24 protein-coding genes are annotated in these 24,738 nt (G+C 62.8%); 11 read left to right on the top strand and 13 right to left on the bottom strand.

From position 1 onward, the window contains the following. The first annotated feature begins 62 nt into the window (after positions 1 to 62). Complete coding sequence (locus WBA38_RS17165; protein WP_424323179.1) at positions 63 to 1,604, top strand: acyl-CoA synthetase; 1,542 nt, start codon at positions 63 to 65, stop codon at positions 1,602 to 1,604. Between the two features lie 68 nt (positions 1,605 to 1,672). On the opposite strand, the gene WBA38_RS17170 is transcribed toward WBA38_RS17165, so the two are convergent. Continuing rightward, entirely contained in the window at positions 1,673 to 2,308 is a 636-nt protein-coding gene (locus tag WBA38_RS17170) for a TetR/AcrR family transcriptional regulator (RefSeq protein ID WP_424297176.1), read from the bottom strand. Positions 2,309 to 2,374: 66 nt separating this feature from the next. Here WBA38_RS17170 and WBA38_RS17175 point away from each other — a divergent pair, with 66 nt between their 5' ends. The 3 genes from WBA38_RS17175 to WBA38_RS17185 all read left to right on the top strand — a co-directional run bounded on the left by WBA38_RS17175 (position 2,375) and on the right by WBA38_RS17185 (position 5,389). Further along, on the top strand, positions 2,375 to 3,736 hold the full coding sequence (locus WBA38_RS17175) for a flavin-containing monooxygenase (protein WP_424297175.1): 1,362 nt from the start codon (positions 2,375 to 2,377) through the stop codon (positions 3,734 to 3,736). Continuing rightward, on the top strand, positions 3,733 to 4,668 hold the full coding sequence (locus WBA38_RS17180) for an alpha/beta hydrolase (RefSeq protein ID WP_424323180.1): 936 nt from the start codon (positions 3,733 to 3,735) through the stop codon (positions 4,666 to 4,668). The genes WBA38_RS17175 and WBA38_RS17180 overlap by 4 nt, the downstream gene beginning before the upstream one ends. Before the next feature lie 91 nt (positions 4,669 to 4,759). After that, complete coding sequence (locus tag WBA38_RS17185) at positions 4,760 to 5,389, top strand: class F sortase (protein WP_424323181.1); 630 nt, start codon at positions 4,760 to 4,762, stop codon at positions 5,387 to 5,389. Positions 5,390 to 5,584: 195 nt separating this feature from the next. On the opposite strand, the gene WBA38_RS17190 is transcribed toward WBA38_RS17185, so the two are convergent. Beyond that, positions 5,585 to 5,815: a hypothetical protein gene (locus tag WBA38_RS17190; RefSeq protein WP_424297170.1), complete on the bottom strand. Its 231-nt coding sequence runs from the start codon at positions 5,813 to 5,815 to the stop codon at positions 5,585 to 5,587. Between WBA38_RS17190 and WBA38_RS17195 the strand changes: the two genes are divergently transcribed. Continuing rightward, positions 5,793 to 6,425, top strand: coding sequence for a prealbumin-like fold domain-containing protein (locus WBA38_RS17195; RefSeq protein WP_424297168.1), 633 nt, complete (start codon positions 5,793 to 5,795; stop codon positions 6,423 to 6,425). The two genes, WBA38_RS17190 and WBA38_RS17195, sit on opposite strands and share 23 nt — an antisense overlap. 24 nt (positions 6,426 to 6,449) lie before the next feature. Here the strand turns inward: WBA38_RS17195 and WBA38_RS17200 are convergent, their stop codons facing one another. Then, positions 6,450 to 8,078 (bottom strand): ABC-F family ATP-binding cassette domain-containing protein, encoded by a 1,629-nt coding sequence (locus WBA38_RS17200; protein ID WP_424323182.1) that lies wholly within the window; start codon positions 8,076 to 8,078, stop codon positions 6,450 to 6,452. 115 nt (positions 8,079 to 8,193) lie between these two features. On the opposite strand from WBA38_RS17200, the gene WBA38_RS17205 reads away from it, so the two are divergent. Further along, the gene (locus WBA38_RS17205) at positions 8,194 to 8,967 is read left to right on the top strand and encodes an SDR family oxidoreductase (RefSeq protein WP_424297531.1); all 774 of its coding nucleotides are present in this window, start codon (positions 8,194 to 8,196) and stop codon (positions 8,965 to 8,967) included. Between the two features lie 19 nt (positions 8,968 to 8,986). Further along, positions 8,987 to 10,132 carry a lycopene cyclase family protein gene (locus tag WBA38_RS17210; RefSeq protein WP_424297529.1) on the top strand — a complete coding sequence of 382 codons (1,146 nt, stop codon included), beginning with the start codon at positions 8,987 to 8,989 and terminating at the stop codon, positions 10,130 to 10,132. Here WBA38_RS17210 and WBA38_RS17215 read toward each other — a convergent pair. From WBA38_RS17215 to WBA38_RS17260, 10 genes are all read right to left on the bottom strand, one after another. After that, entirely contained in the window at positions 10,119 to 11,273 is a 1,155-nt protein-coding gene (locus tag WBA38_RS17215) for a DUF7373 family lipoprotein (RefSeq protein ID WP_424297528.1), read from the bottom strand. The two genes, WBA38_RS17210 and WBA38_RS17215, sit on opposite strands and share 14 nt — an antisense overlap. 124 nt (positions 11,274 to 11,397) lie before the next feature. Further along, the gene (locus tag WBA38_RS17220; RefSeq protein ID WP_424297527.1) at positions 11,398 to 12,945 is read right to left on the bottom strand and encodes a hypothetical protein; all 1,548 of its coding nucleotides are present in this window, start codon (positions 12,943 to 12,945) and stop codon (positions 11,398 to 11,400) included. A gap of 194 nt (positions 12,946 to 13,139) precedes the next feature. Further along, on the bottom strand, positions 13,140 to 13,496 hold the full coding sequence (gene trxA / locus WBA38_RS17225; RefSeq protein WP_424297525.1) for a thioredoxin: 357 nt from the start codon (positions 13,494 to 13,496) through the stop codon (positions 13,140 to 13,142). A gap of 111 nt (positions 13,497 to 13,607) precedes the next feature. After that, positions 13,608 to 13,949, bottom strand: a complete 342-nt coding sequence (locus tag WBA38_RS17230; protein ID WP_424297524.1) for a metal-sulfur cluster assembly factor — start codon at positions 13,947 to 13,949, stop codon at positions 13,608 to 13,610. Next, positions 13,946 to 14,485 (bottom strand): Fe-S cluster assembly sulfur transfer protein SufU, encoded by a 540-nt coding sequence (gene sufU / locus WBA38_RS17235; RefSeq protein WP_424297522.1) that lies wholly within the window; start codon positions 14,483 to 14,485, stop codon positions 13,946 to 13,948. The genes WBA38_RS17230 and sufU overlap by 4 nt, the downstream gene beginning before the upstream one ends. An 18-nt stretch (positions 14,486 to 14,503) precedes the next feature. Then, a complete protein-coding gene (locus WBA38_RS17240; RefSeq protein WP_424297521.1) occupies positions 14,504 to 15,772 on the bottom strand; it encodes a cysteine desulfurase in 1,269 nt (422 codons plus the stop codon). 51 nt (positions 15,773 to 15,823) lie between these two features. Beyond that, entirely contained in the window at positions 15,824 to 16,594 is a 771-nt protein-coding gene (sufC, locus tag WBA38_RS17245; protein WP_424297519.1) for a Fe-S cluster assembly ATPase SufC, read from the bottom strand. Between the two features lie 34 nt (positions 16,595 to 16,628). Further along, a complete protein-coding gene (gene sufD / locus WBA38_RS17250; RefSeq protein WP_424297517.1) occupies positions 16,629 to 17,804 on the bottom strand; it encodes a Fe-S cluster assembly protein SufD in 1,176 nt (391 codons plus the stop codon). Then, positions 17,804 to 19,210 carry a Fe-S cluster assembly protein SufB gene (gene sufB / locus WBA38_RS17255; RefSeq protein WP_424323185.1) on the bottom strand — a complete coding sequence of 469 codons (1,407 nt, stop codon included), beginning with the start codon at positions 19,208 to 19,210 and terminating at the stop codon, positions 17,804 to 17,806. The genes sufD and sufB overlap by 1 nt, the downstream gene beginning before the upstream one ends. Before the next feature lie 23 nt (positions 19,211 to 19,233). Then, positions 19,234 to 19,986, bottom strand: coding sequence for a helix-turn-helix transcriptional regulator (locus WBA38_RS17260; protein ID WP_424297090.1), 753 nt, complete (start codon positions 19,984 to 19,986; stop codon positions 19,234 to 19,236). Positions 19,987 to 20,164: 178 nt separating this feature from the next. On the opposite strand from WBA38_RS17260, the gene mptB reads away from it, so the two are divergent. From mptB to WBA38_RS17280, 4 genes are all read left to right on the top strand, one after another. Beyond that, positions 20,165 to 21,937, top strand: coding sequence for a polyprenol phosphomannose-dependent alpha 1,6 mannosyltransferase MptB (mptB, locus tag WBA38_RS17265; protein WP_424297088.1), 1,773 nt, complete (start codon positions 20,165 to 20,167; stop codon positions 21,935 to 21,937). Between the two features lie 88 nt (positions 21,938 to 22,025). Continuing rightward, positions 22,026 to 23,009, top strand: coding sequence for an ABC transporter ATP-binding protein (locus tag WBA38_RS17270; protein ID WP_424323183.1), 984 nt, complete (start codon positions 22,026 to 22,028; stop codon positions 23,007 to 23,009). Continuing rightward, complete coding sequence (locus tag WBA38_RS17275; RefSeq protein ID WP_424297084.1) at positions 23,006 to 23,824, top strand: ABC transporter permease; 819 nt, start codon at positions 23,006 to 23,008, stop codon at positions 23,822 to 23,824. Before WBA38_RS17270 ends, WBA38_RS17275 begins: the two co-directional genes overlap by 4 nt. After that, on the top strand, positions 23,821 to 24,726 hold the full coding sequence (locus WBA38_RS17280) for a COX15/CtaA family protein (RefSeq protein ID WP_424297082.1): 906 nt from the start codon (positions 23,821 to 23,823) through the stop codon (positions 24,724 to 24,726). Before WBA38_RS17275 ends, WBA38_RS17280 begins: the two co-directional genes overlap by 4 nt. Positions 24,727 to 24,738: the final 12 nt, after the last annotated feature.

Here is a 24,738-nt window from a genome sequence, read left to right on the forward strand (position 1 = left end):
AGTAGGTTCGTGGGTGAGACGACCATCACCCCACGTTCTTCTTAGAAATAATGGAGCCGCACGTGTACCCAGGAACTTTCGTAGCGACCACGCCCGATAAGGCAGCCCTCATTCGGCCGTCAACCGGCGAACAAGTCACCTACCGGGAACTCTTCGACAACTCGACCCGAATCGCCAACTACCTGCGCGACCTCGGGATGGGTGAGGGCGATACGGTCGCGATCGTCTCCGACAACAATCTGCACATTTTCGATGTCTACTGGGCCGCGGTGCGTAGCGGAATGTACGTGACTGCGGTGAATAACCACCTGACCGCGCCGGAGGTCAACTACATCCTGAACGACTGCGGGGCCCAGGCGGTTTTCGTCTCAGCCAACGTTGCCCCGGCCGTCGAGCAGGCGAAGGAAATAGCGGCGCTCGCCGATCCGGCGCGGCGCGTGGTGTGGGACGGCGACCTCGCCGACTACCTCAGTTACGACACCGTTCTGGCTAACGCGTCCGACGCTCCGCTGGCCTCCCAGCCGCGCGGCGGCGACATGCTGTACTCGTCGGGTACCACCGGCCGCCCCAAGGGGATTCGTCCGCCGCTCTCCGGCACGCAGGTCGACGAAGACCCCGGGATGATGGTCCAGGTGTTCGGCAAGCTGTACAACTTCACCGAGAACACCGTTTACCTGTCGCCGGCGCCCCTCTACCACGCCGCTCCCCTGCGCTACTGTGCGATGACCACGGCACTCGGCGGCACCGTCATCGTCATGGATCACTTCGATCCGGAGGAATCACTCAAGCTGATCGAGCAATACTCGGCGACCCACAGCCAATGGGTGCCGACCATGTTTGTCCGGATGCTGAAACTTCCCGAAGAAGTCCGCGCCAAGTACGACGTCTCGAGCATGCAGGTCGCGGTGCACGCCGCCGCACCGTGCCCCGCAGAGGTCAAGCGCAAGATGATCGAGTGGTGGGGTCCGGTCATCACCGAGTACTACGCCGCCACCGAAGCTGCGGGCGTGACGCTGATCGGCTCCGAAGATTCACTGACCCACCCGGGCTCAGTGGGTCGAGCCGTGTTGGGCATCTTGCGGATCTGCGGCCCCGACGGCTCGGTGCTGCCAACGGGAGAAGTGGGCACCGTCTACTTCGAGCGCGACGAGGTGGCGTTCGTCTATCACAATGATCCCGTGAAGACCGCAGAGTCCCAGCACCCCGAGCACGAGACTTGGGGAACCACCGGAGACCTTGGCTATGTGGACGAGGAAGGTTTCCTGTATCTGACCGACCGCAAGGCGTTCATGATTATTTCCGGCGGCGTCAACATCTACCCCCAAGAATCAGAGAACATCTTGATCAACCATCCAGCGGTGTACGACGTCGGTGTCATTGGCCTGCCCGACGATGATCTCGGCGAGCGCCCCGTCGGTTTTGTGCAGTTGGTCGATGACGTTGAGCCCTCCGATGACCTGGCTGCGGAACTGATCGAGTTCGCGAAGTCCGAGTTGGCGTCGTTCAAGGTGCCCAAAGAGGTGCGTTTTGTCGATGACCTGCCCCGCACGCCAACCGGAAAGCTCGTCAAGGGCGAACTCCGCAAGCAAGTCCTGGGCGTCTAACGACCACTCCGTCCGCACCCGGTACAGATTCAGCCCGGATTCCCACGGTTAGGGGAATTCGGGCGGGGTTAGCGGCGGGTGAGGGCTGGGAGGACGTAGGCGGCGATGTGGCCTTCGAGGGCGTCGACGTCGTCGGGGTCGACGGTCTCGCTGTACATGGTGCCGAGGCTGATGACGTTTCGTGCCACCCACTCGCTGGCTTCCGCCATATCCAATTTGTCGGAAATCTCGCCGGAGGCGGCAGCTTCATCGAGGTACTGTCGCCAAAAGTGCGCCAGGTCGGGCACTACATTTTGCATGCCGGCACCGACCGATGCCGCATACTCTGCAGGCTCCTGGGTGCGCAGTCGCATCAGGGTGGCACCGGGATCGTCGTATGTGCGACGACCAATCTGCACGCCGACGGCCAGTCGCCTCGCCAGTGTCGGAATCGCGGCGAGTTCACTGTGCGCCTGGCTCCACGACTCTTCGACGAGTCGCATCACCACGGCACCGACGAGAGCCGACTTGTCCGGGTACAGACGGTACAACCAAGCACGTGAGACGCCCGCGCGGGTCGCCACCGCTCGCATCGTTGTGGCGCGGATACCGGACTCCGTCAGCAGGCCTGTCGCGGCGTCGAGAATCCTTGTGCCGGAGGCATTCTCATCGTCGATGTCGTCTTGCGCGGAGATGTCGACGGTTTCTGGTCGCACATTGGTCATGACACAAAACTACCAATCGGACCGATACCGGTAGACACATTTCCCAAAGTGTGTACCCTTCAATGTATGGCATATCCCACAACAGCCGTCATCGGCGCAGGCATCAGTGGCCTGACATCGTCAAAGATGTTGACCGACTACGGGGTCCCGCATACGGTTTTCGAATCCTCCGACCGCATCGGCGGCAACTGGGCGTTCGGCAATCCCAACGGGCACTCGAGCGCCTATCGCTCCCTCCACATCGACACTTCAAAGCACCGCTTGTCGTTCCGCGACTTCCCGATGCCCATGGACTACCCCGACTTCCCGCACCACACTCAGGTCAAGCAGTACCTCGACGACTACGTCGCCGCGTTCGGGCTCGACCAGAACATCGAATTCACCAACGGTATCGAGCACGCCGAGCGACTGCCCGACGGTGGTTGGGAACTGACAACACAGCGCGGTGAGACCCGGCATTTCGACCTCCTGGTGGTCGCGAACGGCCACCATTGGGATCCGCGATGGCCGAACTTCCCGGGCAAGTTTGACGGCATCGAAATGCACGCCCACCACTACATCGACCCGCAGACGCCGCATTCGTTCACCGGTAAGAAGATCGTCGTCGTCGGCCTCGGCAACAGTGCGGCCGATATCGCCGTCGAACTCTCCTCGAAGGCGCTCGACAACGAGCTGTACCTGTCGACGCGTTCGGGCGCCTGGATTGTGCCCAAGTACCTGGCTGGGCAGCCAGCCGACAAGTACTTCAAGACCAACCCGCATATCCCGGCGTCCTGGCAGCGCAAAGTGGCTCAGTTGGCCCAGCCGGTGATGTCCGGTCGTCCGGAGAACCTCGGACTACCGACGCCGAACCACAAGTTTTTTGAGGCTCATCCGACCCAGTCGGTGGAGTTGCCCTTGCGCTTGGGTTCCGGTGACGTCCTACCGAAGCCGAACATCCGCGAACTTGACGGTCACACAGTTCATTTCGATGACGGCACCAGCATCGACGACGTCGCCATCCTGATCTACGCGACGGGCTACAACATCACGTTCCCGTTCTTCGATCCCGATTTCATCAGTGCCCCCGACAACCACATTGATCTGTACAAGCGGATGCTGTACCCGGGCATCGACGATGTGGTCTTCGCTGGCTTTGCGCAGGCCACCCCCACGCTCTTCCCCTTTGTGGAGAGTCAAGCCCGATTGGTCGGCGCTTATGCCGCAGGCATGTATCGGCCGCCGAACCAGGAAGAGATGAGGCGGGTGATCGCCGAGGACACACATAAGTACACCGGGCACATGCTCAACCGTCCGCGCCACACCCAGCAACTCGACTACTTCCTGTACGAGCACGACATGCGGACCAAGGAATTGCCAGAAGGCGCCAAGCGCGCCCGCCGCGAAGGCGGCGTCACATGGGCTCAAGTGAGCGGAGCAGCATCATGACCAGAACCGATCTGATCTTCACCAGCGGTGGCACCCCCATGTCTGGCTGGTTCTACCCGGCAGCTTCCGCCGCGGATGCCCTTGCGCCGGTCGTCGTGATGGCACACGGGCTGGGCGGAACCAAGGATTCCGGGCTGGAACCGTTCGCCGAACGGTTCGCCGCAGCCGGCTTGAACGTCCTCCTCTTCGACTACCGCGGTTTTGGCGCTTCCGAGGGTGTGCCGCGCCAGCGGGTGTCACTCGACGGTCAGGTTGAGGACTACCGCGCCGCGTGTGTGGCCGCAACCGCCCAGCCAGGCGTAGATCCCAATCGCATTGTGCTGTGGGGCGTTTCGCAGTCCGGCGGACACGTCATCAAGGTTGCCGCCGATCGTGACGATGTAGCGGCAGTGATCGCCGTGGTTCCGATGGTTAACGGAATGGCTGCAGCGCGTCACGCCTTGCCACTGCATAAGCCGAGTGCCCTGCTGCGGTCGACGGCCACCGGTCTGCTCAGTTCGGTACGACAGTTGGCTGGCGGTGCCCCTTCAATGATTCCGCTGGTCGGGCAGCCCGGCGAGTTGGCCGCCTTGAGCGCCGACGGCTACGAGGAAGCCTACCGGGCAGTTGCCGGCCCCACTTGGCGCAACGAAGTCGATGCTTCAATCGGCAGTGAGCTCGGGCGCTATCGCGCCGATAAAGTCGCCTCGCGGATCAAGGCGCCGGCCCTGTTCCAGATTGCCGACTTTGACCAGGCCGCTCCCCCGCACGCTGCAGCGAAGGCAGCGTTCGACGCCCGCGCCGAAGTGCGCCACTACCCGTGCGATCACTTCGACATCTTTGAAGGCCGCGATTGGTTCGAGGCGGCCGTCGACCACCAGTTGTTCTTCCTGAAGAATCATGGCCTGCTCGGCCGGGTCATTCAGTCGAACGACGTACCAGCGACTTCCTAGTAACACCGGGCGGCCCCGACCGATTTACCCCATAGCAAGTCAATTGCTATCGGGTAGACGGTCGGGGTCGCCTTGTTGCAAGGAGTCGACAATGAAACAGGCACCATCGGTCCGCAGGACTGCGATCACCATCCTCACGACGATCGCCGCCGTTCTCACGCTGGTTATGGTCAGCGGATGCCAGTCCGGTTCGAGTTCGCCGCCCGACCGCTCCGATGCGCAGGCCAGCATGCCCGCACCGGTAGCGGCGCGTTCGGATGAACCCTCAACGCCGACGACGCTCCGCATCGGTGACAGTTCGGCACCCACCGATCCGGTAGCCACCGACGCGGCCGGCGTGCTGTTGCCCCCGCAGAACATTGCTCGTCTCGGCTGGTGGGCCGACTCGGCCCTCCCCGGATCCGGCGCAGGCACCGTGGTGGTGACCGGGCACGTGGACGATGTGAGCCAGGGTCGCGGCTATGCCGCCAAATTTGCCTCCCTCAAGGTTGGGGACGCGATTGTGCTGACCACCGTCGATGGTCAGCAGCACACCTATCGCGTCACCAAAAATAACCTGACGCTCAAAGGCGACGACGGTCAGCCGGGAGCTCTTCCCGTCGAGGAACTCAATCGACTCACCGGCCCGGAGACCCTCGCACTGGTCACCTGCGGTGGCCCGTTTGTGGGCCCGCCCCTCGGCTACCGTGACAACGTGGTGGTGTTTGCCGTGCCAGCCTAGAACAACGTGTGCGACCCCATTTCTTCTTTCTTTCCGAGCTGGGCCCGGAGCGTCATCGCTCACCGTCGGGGCGGCCACCGAATCACCGGAGGTCCCAATCATGATCACCACTCTTCGCCGCGCACTGTTGCTGTTCGCCAGCATCATCGGCGTCCTCATATTGACCGGTTCCCTCGTTTTGGCACCCTCAGCGGCTCAGACGCCCGCGCCCAATGCACCCGCGACGACAACACCGGCCGACTCCACGCCATCCGATTCGACGCCTGCCGATACCACGGCACCACCGCCAAACACCCCATCACAGCCACCAACGGCACCCCCGCCGGGTTCGGCACCACCCAGCAGCAGCACTCCCGGCGGCAGTGCCCCGGCCACTACTTCTCCGGTACCTTCCGTGCCGTCGGTGAAGACCACTTTGACGGTCACTGCGACCGATATTGAGAACGGTCAATCCATTGCCGGCCTCGTCGTTGGAGTCGCGCCGCAAGGCACGGATGTTCCCGACGGCATCGAATACGGCAATATCACGACCCCTGGAACAACGCCGGTGGCGGCTGGCGGCTACCTACTGACTGTGATTTCGGTCCCGGACGCCTACCGACTGGCGCAGTCCGGCGCACAGTCCGGTACCGCGATTGCCGGGGAAGACAACACGGTGAACATCTCGCTCGTACGCCGCACTTCCCCCAATATCGGCATCACCATCTACAACCTGGACCGCCTTACCAACAGTCCGCTGGTGGGAGCCCAATTCACCGTGCACACCTGCGAGGGTGGCACCCTCGTCGGAACAGTCACCACAACCGCAAATGACGGCAGCGGCGACATCGGGTTGGTGCGCGGCTGCTACACGATTATTCAGACTAAAGCTGCTGCGGGATACCTCGTCGATCCGGTTTCCCAACACGTTGAGGTCCGCGAAAAGACCGGGTACTCCCCAGTCGTTTTCACGAACCTGCCCGCCGACTACGTGATGCCGCGCAACCCCGAAGGTCGTGTCCCGATCAAGTCGATTCCGTCCGGCCGCATCTACTAGGCCGGTTTCAACGGTGACAGCAGGTCAGGCGAGTTCGATAATCTCCTGATACTCGTCCGACCAGTGATCCTCCGTGCCGTCCGGCAGGAGGATCACGCGCTGCGGATCCAACGCCGCGGCGGCACCGGGGTCGTGGGTCACCAAGACTACGGCCCCGGTATAGCTGCGCAATGCTTCCAGCACCTGTTCGCGCGAGATCGGGTCAAGGTTGTTGGTCGGTTCGTCGAGCAGGAGCACGTTCGCCGCCGAAGACACCAGCCCGGCCAACGCCAAACGGGTCTTCTCACCACCCGATAACGTGCCCGCGGGCTGCTCCAGTTGCGGACCCGTGAACATGAACGCTCCGAGCAGGCCCCGAAGGTCCTGTTCGCCAGCATCTGGGGCGGCGTGCCGAATGTTCTCCCACACGGACGCATTGTCATCGAGCGTGTCGTGTTCCTGGGCAAAGTAGCCGAGCTTGAGTCCATAACCGGGGATCACTTCACCCAGGTCCGGCTTCTCCGTCCCCGCCAGCAGCCGCAGGAGGGTCGTCTTGCCTGCACCGTTGAGGCCCAGAACAACCACCCGCGAACCCTTGTCGATTGCCAGGTCGACGCCGGTGAAAATTTCGAGCGAACCGTAGACCTTCGTCAGGTCCTTCGCGGTCAGCGGCGTGCGGCCGCATGCTGCTGGCTCGGGGAATCGGATGTGCGCAGTCTTGTCGGAGACTCGCTCGTCGTCGAGGTTTTCGATCATTCGCTCGGCACGCTTGAGCATCTGCTGCGCGGCCGTCGCCTTGGTGGCCTTGGCGCCGAGCTTGGCGGCCTGGACGCGCAGGGCGCCTGCCTTCTTTTCGGCGTTGGCGCGCTCGCGCTTGCGCCGCTGTTCATCGGTGGCGCGCGCATCAAGGTAGCGCTTCCAGCCCATGTTGTAGATGTCGGCTTCGCCGCGGACAGCGTCAAGGAACCACACCCGGTTCACGACGTCGGCGAGCAGTTCCACGTCGTGGCTGATCACGATGACGCCGCCCTCGTGGTTCTGCAGAAAGCTCCGCAGCCAGGTGATCGAGTCAGCGTCGAGGTGGTTGGTTGGCTCGTCGAGCAGCAACGTGGTGTCCGACTTTCCGGAACCGTCCGACGCTCCGAAAAGAATGCGCGCCAACTCAATGCGACGGCGCTGGCCACCGGAGAGGGTCTTCATGGGCTGCGCGAGCACCCGATCGGGAAGGCCGAGGCTGTTACAGATGCGAGCGGCGTCGGCTTCCGCGACATAACCGCCAAGGGTGCCGAATCGCTCTTCCAGGCGTGCGTATTTGTTGATAGCGCGGTCGCGGAACTTGTCGTCCGTGGCCTTCTCCATCAAATCCTGTTGCTTGGCCATAGCGGCAAGGATCTCGTCCAAGCCTCGCGCCGACAGCACGCGGTCCTTCGCCAGGACCTCCAGGTCACCCTCCTTGGGATCCTGCGGCAGGTAGCCGATTGGGCCCGAGGTACGAATCGACCCCGCATACGGCTGGGTCTCGCCAGCCAGGATTCGCAAGGTGGTCGTTTTGCCCGCACCATTGCGGCCAACCAGCCCAATGCGGTCGCCGGGCGCCACGCGCAATGCGTCGCCGGGCGCCAAAAGGAGAGTCCTCGCGCCCGCTCGTACTTCCAGGTCGGTCGCGGTAATCACGGCGTTACTCTACCGATTCTCCCGCGACGAACCCGAATCCTTTGCCGCGAGAGCGTGCGGGGTCACACTTACTGCTCGCTGCTCGCCGATATCGCCGGCGGGATACGTTGGATGCATGACTGATTCGACGCCGAAGAACTTGTCCGGCCGCAGCGCTCTCGTAACCGGTGGCAGCCGCGGAATTGGCTTTGCGATCGCGAAGGAACTCGCCAGTCGCGGGGCCTCCGTTGTGATCACCGGCCGCAAACCCGAGCCCCTCGCGGAGGCCGCAAGCGCCCTACGTGCCGAAGTCCCCGGTGCCGTCATCACCCCTGTCGCGGGGAACACCGGCGACGAGGCCCACCGCGCCGAAGCGGTCGCGGCAGCCGTTGCCAACGGCGGCATCGACATTCTCATCAACAACACCGGGATCAACCCGACGGCCGGACCGCTCATGGATGCCGACCTGGGCGCCATCCGCAAGACATTCGACACCAATGTCGTCGCCGCCATCGGTTACGTCCAGGAGGCCTACCGAGCCGGTATGAAGGATTCGGGTGGTGCCGTCGTCAACATCGCCTCAATCGCCGGCCTGCGGCCCACCGGACTAATCGCCGCCTACGGTGCGTCCAAGGCCGCCCTCATTCATCTGACACAGGAACTTGCGTGGCAACTTGGTCCCAATATTCGCGTCAACGCCATTGCTCCCGGCATTGTGAAGACCAAGTTCGCGGATGTGCTGCTCGCGTCCGGCGAAGACACGGTCGGCAACAGTTACCCGCTCAAGCGGGTTGGCGTGCCCGAAGACATCGCGGCCGCCGTCGCGTACCTGGTGGGCGACGAGTCATCGTGGGTGACCGGCGAAACGCTGCGCGTGGACGGCGGTAAGCTCGCCACCGGCAGCATGTAGCTGGAGGACTCGGGACTTCATGGTGAAGCGAGCCGTGAGCGATCTGACGGTGGTCGGGGCGGGACCAGCAGGCCGTGCCGTGGCCCATCGGGCAGCGGCCGCGGGCCTGTCGGTGACGCTGGTCGATCCAGATCCCTCGCGCCCGTGGCAGGCCACGTACGGCATGTACAGCGACGACGCGCCCACCTGGCTTGATGAGTCAGCTGTCGCATTTCGGAGCGGTTCTTTCACCGTCTTCACGCCGGGACGTCGGGTGATCAATCGCGGATACCTGGTGCTGGACCCGGTGAAGTTTCAGCAGTCGCTCACTCTGCACGGTGTGGACGTGGTGACCGAACGCGTTAGGTCGCTGACCGCAAACTCGGTGATCCTGCCGAACGGTACTGAACTCACCTCGCGTCACGTGATCGATGCACGTGGAACGGTCGGGACCAATCCCAACCGGCCACGACAGACAGCCTTCGGGGTCTTCCTCGACCCGCCCCACAACACCGACTGTGAGCGCGGCGACCCGGAGACAGTGCTGATGGATTGGCGTCCGGCAGAAGCCGGACTCGAGTCGATGACTCCCCCGTCGTTCAGCTATCGAATTCAAACCGCGAATGGTCGACTAGAGCAGGAGACGTGCCTCGCCGGACGGCCCGCGATTGGCATTGACGAATTGGAACGGCGGGCCCGTCTCCGCAATCCAGCAGCTTCCGAAGACGCTGTCGTTGAGGTCGTCGACTTCCCTCTCTACGGCGACCCGCGACCCTGGAAGCGAGTAAGTACCGGTCCGGTCCGGTTCGGCGCTACCGGTGGACTAATGAATCCGGCGACCGGATACAGCGTCGCACAATCGCTGGGTGCCGCCGACCTGATAGTGAAAGCACTACTGGCACAAGAAGATCCCTCCGGCCACCTGTGGAACCGCCAGGCCCGACTCACCTATCGACTACGGCTGATCGGGTTGATGGTCTTGCTGACCCTCAGGCCCGACGACCTCGTGACATTTTTTGACGCCTTCTTCACGCTCTCGGCGCAGACCCAACGCGCCTACCTCAGCGCGCACGACGACGTCGGCGGGGTTCTCCGAGCGATGGCAGGCGTCTTCTGGCGCTGCCCGACTAAGCTCAAAGCGACGATCACAATCGCGTCGGCGCGGGCCACAATCAGAGCTTCTTGACCAGGACGTACTCGGCAGCGGTCTTCTGCTGTACCTCGAGCAGTTTGTCGCCGGTCACCTGAACCACGTACTTTCCAATGGCAATCACGCACGTCGCGGACCCACCTCCGGATTTACTGGTGATGCATTTCGCGGTGGACAGGTCGCGGGGACTCGGTGCTTTGCGCGCGGTTGAATCGTCGGAAGCCTCGGCTATGTCGGCAGCCAGGTCGGCGGCCTGTTTGTCGCTGCCCGTGGCGAACAGTAGTGCCCCGCCAACGGCAACTTCGGTGACGCCCGCCTTTTGGAAAGTTGCGTAGGCCTTCGCCGAGTTTCCGGAGAACTGCGAGATCGTTCGAGGCCCAACTACCTGACCGGAGATCCTCACCGCCGAGTCACTGGACGCCGGGATAACCGCGCGAAGGAGTCCGTGTGGATCGATCTGTTTGTCGTCGCTGATCGGCGGCATGGCTGCCAGCAGCGCCTTCTGCTTCTCGTAGGACACACGGACAGCGGTTCGGGTCCATTCCGCGTTTGGCGCGTCGGCCCAGGTGTAGATCACGGTGCCACCCACGGGGGTCAACGTGAGAGTGGCAGTGGTCTTGTTGCCCGCTGTCATTTGCGTGAGAGCGACCGTCTCCGCGGGCATCCCCGCGACGGTCGTACTTTTTGCGGGAGTGCCGATCTTGGGTTTGCGGAGAAGTCCCGACAGTTCACTGACGGCGGCATTGGCAGTCGCGGCGTCGGGGTAGACGAACACGCCGTGGTTGTAGCCCTTGCTGTCGGGCTGGTCGGTATCCGCCGAACCCGCCGTACTGAATCCGTAGAGAAGTTTCGAGGTGGTAGGTAGGTCCTTCGCATCGGAGAAGACGCCCCGCAAGCCGTCCGACGTCGACAGCGGATAGGTCGGCATCCCGAAGGTAGTGAGTGCGGGATCAACCTCGTCGCGGAAGACAATTTGTTCCCCCAGTCGGATCGCTTTGAGCAAGCTGACTTGGTTTTCAGTGTCGGCACTGCCTGCTGGCGCGTTGAGTTCTGTCGAAAATCGACCGGTATCAAGGTCGATCGGCCCGCGAATGGCGGTTCCGTCGACAGTGCATGCGGCCAGAACCGTCACGGTCAGGAAAGCTCCAGCGGTGGCAGCAGCGCGCTTGAAATTCATGTGCCGATCCTAGGACGACGGCCAAGCGCATGACGAACTCAGAGTCATTTAGTTGATTGGTCTTGCTAGTCAATTGACCCGGCAAGCTGATTTGACCCCATTCATCGTCGGGTCGCGAATGTGCCTATGACATCGGAATGACAACGACCTCGACATTGGCTACGCCGCCATCACCCAAGAGTTTGCGTGCGGCGTCGCCAGCCCGCTGCTCGGCGAAAACCATACGGACGGGCTTGTCACCGGCGGCTTTGCGCGCATTGCGACCCAATTCAAGGATCTCGTTGGTCCCGGGCCATGCGGGGTCGAAGACGCCGTTCGGGAGCACATGTGCGTCGTATCCGGGCGACATCACCAGCAGGAGCGTGCCGTCAACTTCGCGTGCGTCGAATAGCATGTCCCCAACCTTGACCGCATAGCTTGAGGACGTCCCGGCAATTGCGCGGTTGTAATTGCGTGCAGAAGCCAGTTGTTTCGGCGCCACCGGTACCCATTCGGAGACCAAGACCGACCGCTCCCGGCCCGTCGTGACCATCTGCTGCACGTGCGCGACATCGAGGCGGCCGCGCGTCGTCAACGCAAACTTGCTCGTCGAATTGAAGTTGATGTCGATATTCGACGGCGCATTGATCCGAATCGAACACACAATCCGGGTACCACCGTTGATCGGCATTGTCGCCTGGGACGTGCACTTGCCGGCAGCGCTACCGTTCATCTTCAACTCGGCGTCCTGTTTAATCGTGACTTCACCACCGGTGAGCCCGCTTGCCGAGTTTCGGAAATTGTAAGTGAGCGTGCAATTGGCCAGGGTGCAGTCGAGACCGCCAGTCGGGTCCGGGATAGCAATGCTCGGAACCTGCACCTCGGTGAACTCGCCCGTCGAGGACGAGATCGACTCGTAGAAGCTGGTCGTCTCCTGGACCGACTTGCTGGCGATCTTGAGATTGGCCCGCAGGTTCGCCTGATCGCCGAAGAACCCACTGCCCATCGGACCAGCGAAACCGACGAGGGCGCCGTCATCGTTCAACGTGCTTGTTACATCACCGGCCCGTATCTGGCGGGTGCCATTGAATTCTTCCGCCGTCACCGGGTCATCGAGTTCGCGAACATCGACCGGATCGATCCCCGTGTTCACGCGACGGTCAGGGGTCTGCGCGATCGTCGGAGATGCGTCTGCACCCGTGATGTCGCTGCCGCCGATTCGCTTGTCCGACTGCGACAGTGAGGTGGCCAGGCGGTTCGGGCGGAGCGCGGCACGCAGATCGACACCGAGAATATTCGGATCGGCAACCGCCCACTTACCGTTGGGATCGTCAGCGAGGGTGACCCCGGGAGGTAGCGTCCGATGACGATCGCGCCAGAATTCGGCATCCCCCTTCACCAACACCACATCGCCAACCATCAGAACTTCGGCATTGCCGCCGCCGGACGAGACCTTTCCCCGGAGATCACCGGCCGCCGTCACCGTGACATTGTCGAGCTGCAGACTCAACGCGTCATCACCGTTCAAGGTGCCGGTGTACGTGGCCGCTGGCGCTGAGGCAACGCCCGTCAACGCCGCACTGAGATCGTTTGCCGCTCGTGTCACCGCGTTAGGTTGGGCAATGCCAGCCGTCGTCGGCGTTAAAATCCCGGCCATCGCCGCGATCCCGAGGCCGATAATGGCCACGATCACGCCGAATAGAAAAATCCAGGATTTGCGCACGAATTTGGTCCCCTCAGTTTCAGGTCTGCGTCGAGTATCGGCGCCGACCATTCGTCTCCGTTAAATCTAAGGGAGGCACTCTGAAGGCAAGAAACCGCCACCCGGTGTGTCGGTCACATGACACACACGGGCGGCGGTAAACGTTCCGCTAGGGTGCGGAGGCCTTAGGCTTGTCCGCTCTCTTTCAATGCCTTTTCGACATCGAGTTCCTTGAGCTGGTCGATCAGGCTGTCGAGAGCCTGTGGCGGCAGGGCACCAGCCTCGTTAAACACCAGGCGCCCCTGTTTGAACGCCATGATGGTCGGGATCGACTGGATGCTCGCTGCGGCGGCAAGTTCCTGCTCGGCCTCGGTATCGACCTTCGCGAACACCACATCGGGATGCTTTTCGGACGCCGCCTTAAACGTCGGAGCGAACTGCCGGCACGGGCCACACCAACTGGCCCAGAAATCCACGAGGACAATCTCGTTGTCGACGATGGTCGGTTCGAATTCGGTACCCGTCAAATCAATTGTTGCCATACTTGTATTAAACCGGAGAAGGGCCCGAGGTATTCCGACCTCGAGCCCTTGCCTGGTAAACCAGGCTTCGCGCCTGGTAAATGATGTCTACCGCTGTCGCGGCGTCTGTCGCTAGACGGTGAATCCGAGCGCGCGCAACTGCTCGCGGCCATCGTCGGTGATCTTGTCCGGACCCCATGCGGGAATCCAAGTCCAATTGATCTCCAGGTCCGTGCAGAGGCCGCTCGTGACGAGCACACTGCGGGTCTGGTCTTCGATCACGTCTTGCAGCGGGCAGGCGGGCGATGTCAACGTCATATCGAGCTTGATCGAGGCGTCATCGGCGATGTCCATGCCGTACACCAGGCCGAGGTCAACGACGTTGATGCCCAACTCGGGGTCAACAACGTCACGCATGGCCTCTTCGACATCGTCGACGGACGGCAGCGAGGTGTTCGGGGTCTCGGTGGTCATGGGAGTGCTCCTGTTGGGATCTGTCCTGAACCAGTCAGGCCTGTTGTGGGGGCTGCGGTGGAGTCGGTGGCCGTACCAGCGTCGGTGCGGCCTGCATCTGCTGCGGTGACGCTCTGCAGCAAGGCGTCCTTGAACGCCATCCAGCCGAGTAATGCACATTTCACGCGGGCCGGATACTTGCTGACACCGGCGAACGCGATGCCGTCGCCAATGACTTCTTCATCGCCGGTGTTGGTGCCGCGGGAGGTCATCATCGTGGCGAACTCGCCGACCGTGCTCATCGCATCGTCAATACTGAGTCCGACGACTTGATCGAAGAGCACCGACGTCGATGCCTGCGAGATGGAACAACCTTGGGCGTCGTAAGAGATATCGGCTATTTTTTCGTCGGCCACCGATACGCGGAGGGTCACCTCATCGCCACAGGAAGTGTTGACGTGATGGACTTCGGCGTCGAACCCCTCGCGCAGTCCCCGACCATGCGGATGCTTGTAGTGGTCCAGGATCACTTCCTGGTACATCTGTTCCATTCTCATGCCTGTCCTCCTCTCAAGTCAGGTCCTGCTACCGAAGAACCGTTGCGCCACACCGATCGCATCGGCGAGGGCATCGACTTCGTCGAGCGTGTTGTACACCGCGAACGATGCCCGTGCGCTGGCCTGGACGCCGAAGGTTCGGTGCAGTGGCCAGGCGCAATGGTGGCCGACGCGGATGGCGACGCCTTCATCGTCGAGCACTTGACCGAGGTCGTGGGCATGAATGCCAGCGACGTCGAAGGCGATCGCGCCACCGCGCATGTCGCTGTCCGCGGGGCCAACAATGCGCAGTCCATCGATGGCACCGAGTCGCTCGAGCGCCCGAACCACGAGTTCATGCTCGTGGGCGGCAACCGCGTCCATCCCGATCTTCTCGAGATAGTTCACAGCAGCACCGAGGCCGACCACCTGTGAGGTCATCGGGACACCGGCTTCAAACCGCTGCGGCGGAAGCGCGTACGTCGACGACTCCATGGTGACCGTCTCGATCATCGAACCGCCGGTGAGGAACGGTGGTAGTGCGGTCAACAGTTCAGCACGCCCGTACAGCACGCCAACGCCGGACGGTCCAAGCATCTTGTGCCCGGAGAACGCCGCAAAGTCGACGCCAAGTGCTGCGAAGTCGACCGGCATATGCGGTACTGACTGGCACGCGTCCAGAACGACAAAAGCGCCGACTGCCTTGGCTCGCCGCACCATTTCCGGCACGTCGGCGACGGCGCCGGTCACATTCGACTGATGGGTGAACGCGACAATCTTGACAGTGTCGTCGAGTTCGAGCGAGTCCATGTCGATACGACCGTCGGCGGTCACGCCGTACCAACGCAGCGTCGCGCCGGTGCGACGGCACAGTTCTTGCCACGGCACCAAGTTGGCGTGATGCTCCAGTTCGGTCACGACGACGGTGTCGCCGGGGCCCAGTGCCTTACCGCCGAACAGTCCCGCAGCACGGTCGTCGCCCAGTGTGTACGCGACAACGTTCAGCGACTCGGTGGCGTTCTTGGTGAACACCACCTCATCGACGGCGGCACCGACGAAGCCAGCAATCGCGGCCCGCGCATATTCGTACGCGTCGGTCGCTTCTTCGGCTAACTGGTGCGCACCGCGGTGCACGGCAGCGTTGTGGTTCAGCAGGAAGTCACGCTCGGCGTCGAGTACCTGCAGCGGTCGCTGCGAGGTGGCACCCGAGTCGAGGTAGACCAGCGGCTTGTCGTCGCGGACCGTGCGGGAAAGGATCGGAAAATCCGCCCGCAGGGCCGTGACATCGAGAGCGGCTGCGGTGGTCATTGCACTACTCCTTCGTCACGAACGGTCAAACGGTGGCTGCAGCCAGTGTTGCTACTTGGCGGCAGCGGCAGTGAACCGCTCGTAGCCGTTCTCTTCGAGTTCGTCGGCCAGTTCCGGGCCTGCCGATTCGACGATCCGGCCGTCAACGAAGACGTGAACAAAGTCCGGCTTGATGTATCGCAGGATGCGCGTGTAGTGCGTGATCAGCAACAGGCCGCCGTTTTCGCGCTCCTTGTAGGTGTTGACACCCTCGGAGACGATGCGCAAGGCATCCACGTCAAGGCCGGAGTCAGTCTCGTCAAGGATCGCAACCTTGGGCTTGAGCAGGCCGAGCTGCAGGATCTCGTGACGCTTCTTCTCGCCGCCCGAGAAACCTTCGTTGACGCTGCGCTCGCCGAACGCGGGGTCGATTTCCAGTTCTGCCATCGCCTGCTTGGTCTCCTTGACCCAGTGGCGAAGCTTGGGTGCCTCGCCGCGGACCGCGGTGGCCGCGCTGCGCAGGAAGTTCGACATCGAGACGCCGGGCACCTCGACCGGATACTGCATGGCCAGGAACAGGCCGGCGCGGGCGCGCTCGTCGACGCTCATCGCGAGGACGTCTTCGCCATCGAGGGTGATGGTGCCCGAGACGATCTCGTACTTCGGGTGGCCTGCGATGGCGTACGACAGGGTCGACTTACCGGAGCCGTTAGGGCCCATGATCGCGTGGGTCTCGCCCGAACGGACCGTGAGGTCCACACCCTTGAGGATGTGAATCGGTTCAGCGTCCGGATCGGACTGTGCGACGTCTACGTGCAGGTCGCGGATTTCCAAGGTGGTCATCAGAGAAAGTTCCTTTAGGTAAGTGGTAGGCGGCTCAGGCGCCTGCGATAGCGAGTTCGGCTTCGATAGCGGCTTCGAGGCGCTCACGGAGTTCAGGCACGGCGATCTTCGCCAAGACTTCGTGGAAGAATCCGCGAACAACCAGGCGGCGCGCCTGATCCTCCGGAATACCGCGCGCCTGCAGGTAAAACAGCTGCTCGTCGTCGAAGCGGCCGGTGGCACTCGCGTGTCCGGCGCCAATGATCTCGCCGGTCTCGATCTCCAAGTTCGGCACCGAGTCGGCGCGCGCATTGTCGGTCAGGACCAAGTTGCGGTTCAACTCGTAGGTGTCGGTGTTGTCGGCCGCCGGGCGGATCAGCACGTCGCCGATCCATACGGTGTGCGCTTCCTTGCGCTTGTCGCCATCCAGTCCGCCCTGCAGGGCCCCCTTGTAGACGACGTACGACCGGCAATTGGGCTGCGAGTGATCAATGAGAAGTCGCTGTTCCAGATGCTGTCCGCCGTCCGCGAAATACAGTCCCCACAGTTCGGCGTCGCCGCCGGGAGCGGTGTACTGCACGTGCGGCGAGATGCGAACCGTGTGACCGCCCAAGCTGATCGAGAAGTGCTTGACGACGCTGTGCCGTCCCACCGAAACGTGGTGGGTGGCCAGGTGGGTGGCGTCGTCTTCCCAATCCTGCACGTTGACCACGGTGATGTGGGCTTCATCGCCAGCGATCACCTCGACGTTTTCGCCAATGACACCGCTACCGCGTTGGTCGATGACGACCGTAGCCTTGGAGAAGGCTTCCGCGCGGATCTGAAGGTGCGAATACGCGACGGCGTCGACCCCGGGTCCGGTCACGGTGATCGTTACCGGATCAGCAACCTGAGCCTCCTTGGCAATGGTCACCACGGTTGCCGACTCGAACGACGAGTACGCCTGCGCCGACACCCGGTCGAACGGGACACCGCCTTCGCCGAGACGCTTGTCGTCGCGGCCGACAGTCTCAACCGAGACACCCTCGCCAGCACCGGTGACCTCGACGGTCGTGCTGCCGGACGCGGGTGCGGTGCCGTCGTGCAGACCATGCAGGCGACGGAACGGGGTAAAGCGCCACGACTCTTCGCGCTGCGCCGGGACCTCGAAGGCCTCGACGTCGTACGAGGTGAAAAGCTCACCCTTGTTGACCACCACCGGTGAATTGGTGGTGGGAGCGGAGTCCGCCATCAGCCGACCGATCCTTCCATCTGCAGTTCAATGAGCCGGTTCAGCTCGAGTGCGTACTCCATGGGGAGTTCCTTGGCGATCGGTTCCACGAAGCCACGGACCACCATGGCCATTGCTTCCTCTTCGGTGAGGCCACGGCTGCGCAAGTAGAACAACTGATCGTCGTTGACCTTCGACACTGTGGCCTCATGGCCCATCGTGACGTCGTCCTCGCGGATATCGACGTACGGGTAGGTATCGCTGCGGCTGATCTTGTCGACCAGCAGGGCGTCACACTGCACGGTGGAACGACTGCCGTGCGCGCCCGGGTTGATCTTGATGAGGCCGCGGTACGACGACCGTCCGCCACCGCGCGCCACCGACTTGGAGACGATATTGCTCGACGTGTTCGGTGCCAGATGGACCATCTTGGATCCGGTGTCCTGGTGCTGTCCCTCGCCCGCGAAAGCGACCGAGAGGACCTCGCCCTTGGCGTACTCGCCGGTGAGCCAGACAGCCGGGTACTTCATGGTGACCTTGGAGCCGATGTTGCCGTCGACCCACTCCATGGTGGCGCCGGCTTCCGCCTTGGCGCGCTTGGTCACCAGGTTGTAGACGTTGTTCGACCAGTTCTGGATGGTCGTGTAGCGGCAGCGGCCACCCTTCTTGACGACGATCTCCACGACCGCCGAGTGAAGCGAATCCGACTTGTAGATCGGTGCCGTGCAGCCTTCGACGTAGTGCACGTACGCACCTTCGTCGACGATGATCAGCGTGCGCTCGAACTGACCCATGTTCTCCGTGTTGATACGGAAGTAGGCCTGCAGCGGGATGTCGACGTGAACACCCTTGGGCACGTAGATAAACGAGCCGCCCGACCAGACTGCGGTGTTCAGCGCGGAGAACTTGTTGTCGCCCGCGGGAATCACACTGCCGAAGTACTCCTCGAACAGTTCCGGGTAGTCGCGCAGACCCGAGTCGGTGTCGACAAAAATGACACCCTTCTCTTCCAAGTCCTCGCGAATCTGGTGGTAGACCACCTCAGACTCGTACTGCGCGGCCACGCCGCCGACCAGTCGCTGCTTCTCCGCTTCCGGGATGCCGAGTCGGTCGTAGGTGTTGCGGATGTCGTCGGGGAGGTCTTCCCACGACTGCGCCTGCTTCTCCGTCGACCGGACGAAGTACTTGATGTTGTCGAAGTCGATTCCGTCGAGGTCGCCGCCCCAGCTGGGCATGGGCTTGCGGTCGAAGATCCGGAGTGCCTTCAGTCGCGCCTCGAGCATCCACTCGGGTTCGCTCTTCTTGTCGGAGATGTCGCGGACGACGGCCTCGGACAAGCCGCGTTTTGCGGACTCACCTGCGGCGTCGCTGTCGGACCAGCCGTAACCGTAGCGATCGAAGGAAGCAATTGTTTCTTCCTGCGTCATTGGGGTGGCCGGATCGGTGACCGTCATCGGAGAACCTTTCCATCGGAGGTTTCGGAAGCTGCGGGCTGCGCGGCTTCCTTCGGCATGACATGCACGGGAACGTGCGTCGTACACACGCAGTCGCCGTTGGCGATAGTCGCCAACCGCTGAACGTGTGTACCGAGGAGCTCGGTGAACATGGCCGTTTCGGCCTCACAGAGTTCCGGGAACTCGGACGCCACGTGGGCGACCGGGCAATGATGCTGACAGATTTGCACTCCGGCACCCACCTCACGGGTGTTCGCCGAGTATCCGCCTGCAGTGAGAGCGTCAGTAATTTGATCGACCGTGGCGATCACTGAACCAGATTCGCTGACGGGTTGCACGTCAGCGACGAGGCCAGCGATGCGCTCCTTCGCGAACTCGTCGACGGCCTGCTGACCGGCGACATCGCGAAGTTTGCGCATCACCGCGCCTGCGAGATCGTCGTAGGCGTGGCGAAGTTTTCCGCGTCCGGCGGGAGTCAGCTGGAACCATTTAGCCGGGCGACCCCGACTACCTGCGCCGGGTGCGGACTTACGAAAACCGGACGGTGCTACTTCGATGTCACCGTCGGTGGTCAAGATTTCCAGGTGTCGCCGGACCCCGGCGGGTGAAATGCCGAGTTGTTGGGCAATGTCACCAGCGGTCATCGGACCTACGTCGACCAGCAGCGAAACGACGGCAGCGCGGGTCTGGCCGTCAGGGCCGGTCCCGTCTGCATGCTGCCGTAAGGGCAGCTGATCGTTAGCGCTCATGCTTTCCACAACAATATTGTTACCTAAATACTTCCCCCGAACCAGCAAGGGTCGCCTAAATCATGGTTTTCGCCCGGAAATACTGGTTTCGGGACTGATTTGCTGGTTTTCCGGTCGGGAACGAGCCGCGGGGCGGCGGAAACACGACACGCACCGGCCACCGGTTAGAGTTCTCGTTGTGCCAGCACTCCCCGCCCTGCGAAGGACACTCGACTACATCGGGCTCAGCAAGCCCGCCGTCGACCACGACGTCGACCGTATCGGCGACTTTGGCACCACCGTGGCTCGGATGCACGACGACGAACAGGAAGTCGGGCCACTCAATCGCCTAGAAACCCTCCGGATGCGGCGCATCCGGTTGTTCGGCACCACCGGTTCAATGCTGATCCTCATTGGATCACTCGGAACCGGCATGCTTCCCGTCCTGCAGAACCCCATTGTCGGCATGCGCATTCTTTCGCTGCCTTCGCGGATGTATTCAACTGCGCTGACCATTTCTATCGGCGGCTTCATCATGCTGGTCGTCGCCTGGGTGATGCTCGGCAGATACGCCATCGGCCGCTATCGCGTCGAAGTCGCCGAAGGCCGCAGTCCCGCCCGCCGGATGACCCGCGGCCAAACCGACCGCACCCTTCTGATGTGGGTCGCTCCCCTCATCGTGGCCCCGCCACTGCTCAGCAAAGACGTCTACTCCTATCTGGCGCAGAGTGCGATCGCCTACCGGGGGATGGACCCGTACACCTACAGTCCGATGCGCGGACTTGGCGTTGACCACGCGCTAACCCTCTCGGTACCGAACCTGTGGAAGGACACACCCGCTCCTTACGGGCCGCTCTTCCTCTGGATCGGCGAACGGATCACCGCCGTCACCGGGGAAAACATCACCGCAGCGGTACTCCTCCACCGTTTAGTCGCGATCTGCGGCGTCCTCATGATTGTGTGGGCGCTCCCCCGCCTGGCACGGCGCTGTGGAGTCTCTTCCGTCGCTGCGCTCTGGCTGGGCGCCCTGAACCCGCTCGTGATCCTGCACCTGGTCGGCGGCATCCACAACGAGGCGCTCATGATCGGCATGATGCTCGTGGGCCTCGAATGGTGCTTCCAAGCAATTTACGGCGACGACCGGCTGCGAATAGCGGATAAACCCTGGCTGTCGAAGGCCGGTTGGCTGCTCGTTGCCGGTGTCGCGGTCATCGCGGCGTCGTCGATGATCAAGGTGACCTCGATGCTGGCGCTGGGCTTCGTCGGCATCGTGCTGGCACGACGCTGGGGCGCGACGTTGCCCGCGCTGAGACATGCGCCGGTCCGACAATGGTGGGATCGATCCAAAAAGTCCATTGGGGCCCTCACCGCCAGCGCTAGCGCGATGGTCGTGATTGCTGGCCTCGTGATCGTCGGGATCTGCCTCGGCACGGGCCTCGGATTCGGCTGGACCGGCACCCTGAGTACCGGCGGTATTGTCCGGTCGTGGATGTCAATGCCGACACTGCTGTCCGTGGTTTCCGGTCGCGTTGGCCTCTGGCTGGGCCTTGGCGAACAAACCCAAGCCATCCTTGACGTCGCGCGCCCCATCGGCCAACTCCTGGCTGCCGTCCTTGTCGTTCGGTGGCTCCTGGCGTGCTTGGCCGGACGAATTCACCCACTCGGGGGCCTCGGCATCGCCATGGCCAGCGTGGTGATCTTCTTCCCGTTCGTCCAAGCCTGGTACCTGCTGTGGGCCATCATTCCGCTGGCCGCATGGGCCACCACCCGCTGGTTCCGCGTGGGCACGGTCATCATCTCCAGCATCATCGCCATCGTGGTGATGCCAACCAGCTCCGACACCAGCCCCCTGGTGGTGGCCCAAGGTTTGGCGACCGGCCTGCTCATGGTGGCCATCGCGGGCATGGCCTTCTTCATCGATAGTCCGATCCGAAACTGGATCCGCGCTCGCCGCGACCAAAAGGCCCGGTAAGGGTGCGATTCCGGCACAACCGGCCAGACAGCGTTAGTCTCACCACCCGCAGGCCGGTGACCTGCATCTCTAGCCTAGGCTGGTAGTCGTGCCTCAACCTTTTTTGCCCGGCAGCGAGCCGTCGCCCCAACCGGGCTCCGACAACGCCGCACTGCAGGTCAGCGGGCTCGTCAAAAAGTTCGGCGACAAGACGGCCGTAAACAATCTGGACCTCCTGCTGCCGCGCGGTGAACTACTCGCCCTGCTCGGCCCCAACGGCGCAGGTAAAACGACCACCGTCGAGATCTGCGAAGGCTTCACCAAGCCCGACGCCGGAACTGTCCGAGTCCTGGGCCTCGACCCCATCAACGACAACGACGCGCTCCGAGCCCGCATCGGTGTCATGCTGCAGGGTGGTGGCGCCTACCCCGGTGCCAAAGCCGCCGAAATGCTCCGCCTGTGCGCTTCCTACAGTGCTAATCCGCTCGATCCCGAGTGGCTCCTGACCGTACTGGGTCTCAACGACGTCGCAAGCACCAGCTTCCGTCGCCTGTCCGGCGGCCAGCAACAGCGACTGTCGTTGGCGTGCGCGCTGGTCGGCCGTCCAGAGCTCGTCTTCCTGGACGAGCCAACCGCCGGCCTGGATGCGCACGCGCGGATAATGGTGTGGGAGTTGATTTCTCGTCTCCGCGCCGACGGTGTGTCGATTCTGCTGACCACACACCTGCTCGACGAAGCCGAGGAGCTTGCCGACCAGATCGTCATCATCGACTCCGGTCGGGTGGTTGCTGCGGGGACGCCAGCCGAACTCGTTCGCCATGACGCCGAAGGCCAACTGCGGTTCACCGTCGGGGGAACCGGTGCCGCCGACATCACCACGTCTGCGCTGCAGGAAGTGCTGCCCGCGGGTTGCCACGCCACGATCAGTCCGACTGGCGAGCACCTTGTCGGCGGCGACATCACGCCCGAGACGATCGAGCAGATCGCGCGACTGTGCACTGCTCGCGGCGCCCTCATCGAATCGCTTAACGTCGCCAGCAACAGCCTGCAAGATGTCTTCCTCAATCTCACCGGACGGGAGGTGCGGGCGTGAGTACCGATTCAAACGCCACCGTCGTACCCGAAACGAACCGGTTCCCCAGCGGAACTTTTACCCCCAACCCGCAACCCGCACCGCTCCTTCGGATGTTGGCCGCGCAGACACGCCTCGAGCTGCTACTGCTGCTCCGCAATGGCGAACAACTGCTGCTCACCATGTTCATTCCGGTCACGATGTTGATCGGCTTGAGCCTGCTGCCGCTAACGACCAGCGCTGGCGACACGCCAGCCGCCCGGGCCAGCACCTTCGTGCCCGCGGTCCTCGCGGTCGCGATCATGTCAACGGCGTTTACCGGCCAGGCCATCGCTGTCGGCTTCGACCGCCGCTACGGAGCCCTCAAACGTCTAGGGGCAACACCCATCCCGCGGTGGGGCATCATTGCCGGGAAATCCCTTGCCGTGCTGATCGTCGTCGCCCTTCAGTCGGCCATCATCGGCGGCATCGGCTTGGCCTTTGGTTGGCGCCCCTCCATCGCGGGCTTGGCCCTCGGTGCGATTGCAATCGTTGTCGGCACTGTCGCGTTCGCCGCACTCGGCCTGCTCCTCGGTGGAACGCTTAAAGCCGAAGTGGTGTTGGCGCTCGGCAACCTGATTTGGTTTGTCCTTTTGGCCCTGGCCGGTCTCGTTGTGCTCGACGAGCACGTCCCCGGCCTGGTCCATACGATCGCCCGACTCTCCCCGTCGGGTGCACTCACCGAGGCGCTCACGCAAGCCTTAGCCTCGTCGTTCGATGTATTCGGTTTCTGCGTCCTGATTGCCTGGGCTGCAATCGGCAGCGCCCTGGCAGTTAGGTGGTTCCGCTTCCAATGATCGATTCCTGGTTCGGCTTTAAGCGGCCCACGGCCAAGTTCCTCTACTACTGGGCCATCGCCAACCTCGCCGCCAACGTGATGCTGGTAGTCACCGGCGGTGCGGTACGCGTGACCGACTCAGGCCTCGGCTGCCCCACGTGGCCGCAATGCACCGCGGGATCGGTGACTCCGCATGCCGCGATGGGCATTCACGGCATCATTGAGTTCGGCAATCGCATGCTGACCTGGGTACTCGTGATCATCGCGGTGGCGACCTGGGTCGCCGCGATGCGCCGCGTCCCGGTGGACCGACTGTCGCGCAGGCTCGCGACTGGCGTTGCGATGGGTGTGCCGTTGCAGGCGGTCATCGGTGGCATCACGGTGCTGACGAACCTCAACCCGTGGATTGTCTCGCTGCATTTCCTCGCAACGATGGTGATCATTTCACTTGCCACCTGGATGGTGGTGCACACCAAGCCAAATCGGGAACAGACCCTCGACGACGCGGGCCAACCGAAGGTCCTGATTCGCTTTGCCGTCTTGCTCGCCTGGGCCATCTACATTCTCACCTGGGTGACCATTTATCTGGGGACGGTCGTCACCGGATCCGGTCCTCACGCTGGCGACATCAAAGCGCATCGCAATGGGTTGGAACCAACACAGGCAACGCAGTTGCACGTGGACGCCGTATGGACGCTGGTTGGTTTGACGATCGGGTTGATTCTGCTGACTGTCGCGGCCGTCTCATCGTTGCGACGGGCCGCCGCCTGGTTCGGCGCGGTGATTGTCGTACAGGGCGTCATCGGCTATGTCCAGTACGCCGCTGGGCTCCCCGAAGTCCTCGTCGTCCTCCACATGTTCGGCAGCACGCTCCTGATGATCGGTGCCACCCAACTGATTTTGGCGACCAAGGGCCGCTAAACCACCCCGCCC

It is taken from the genome of Gordonia sp. (in: high G+C Gram-positive bacteria), assembly GCF_049647785.1.
Classification (GTDB): Bacteria; Actinomycetota; Actinomycetes; order Mycobacteriales; family Mycobacteriaceae; genus Gordonia.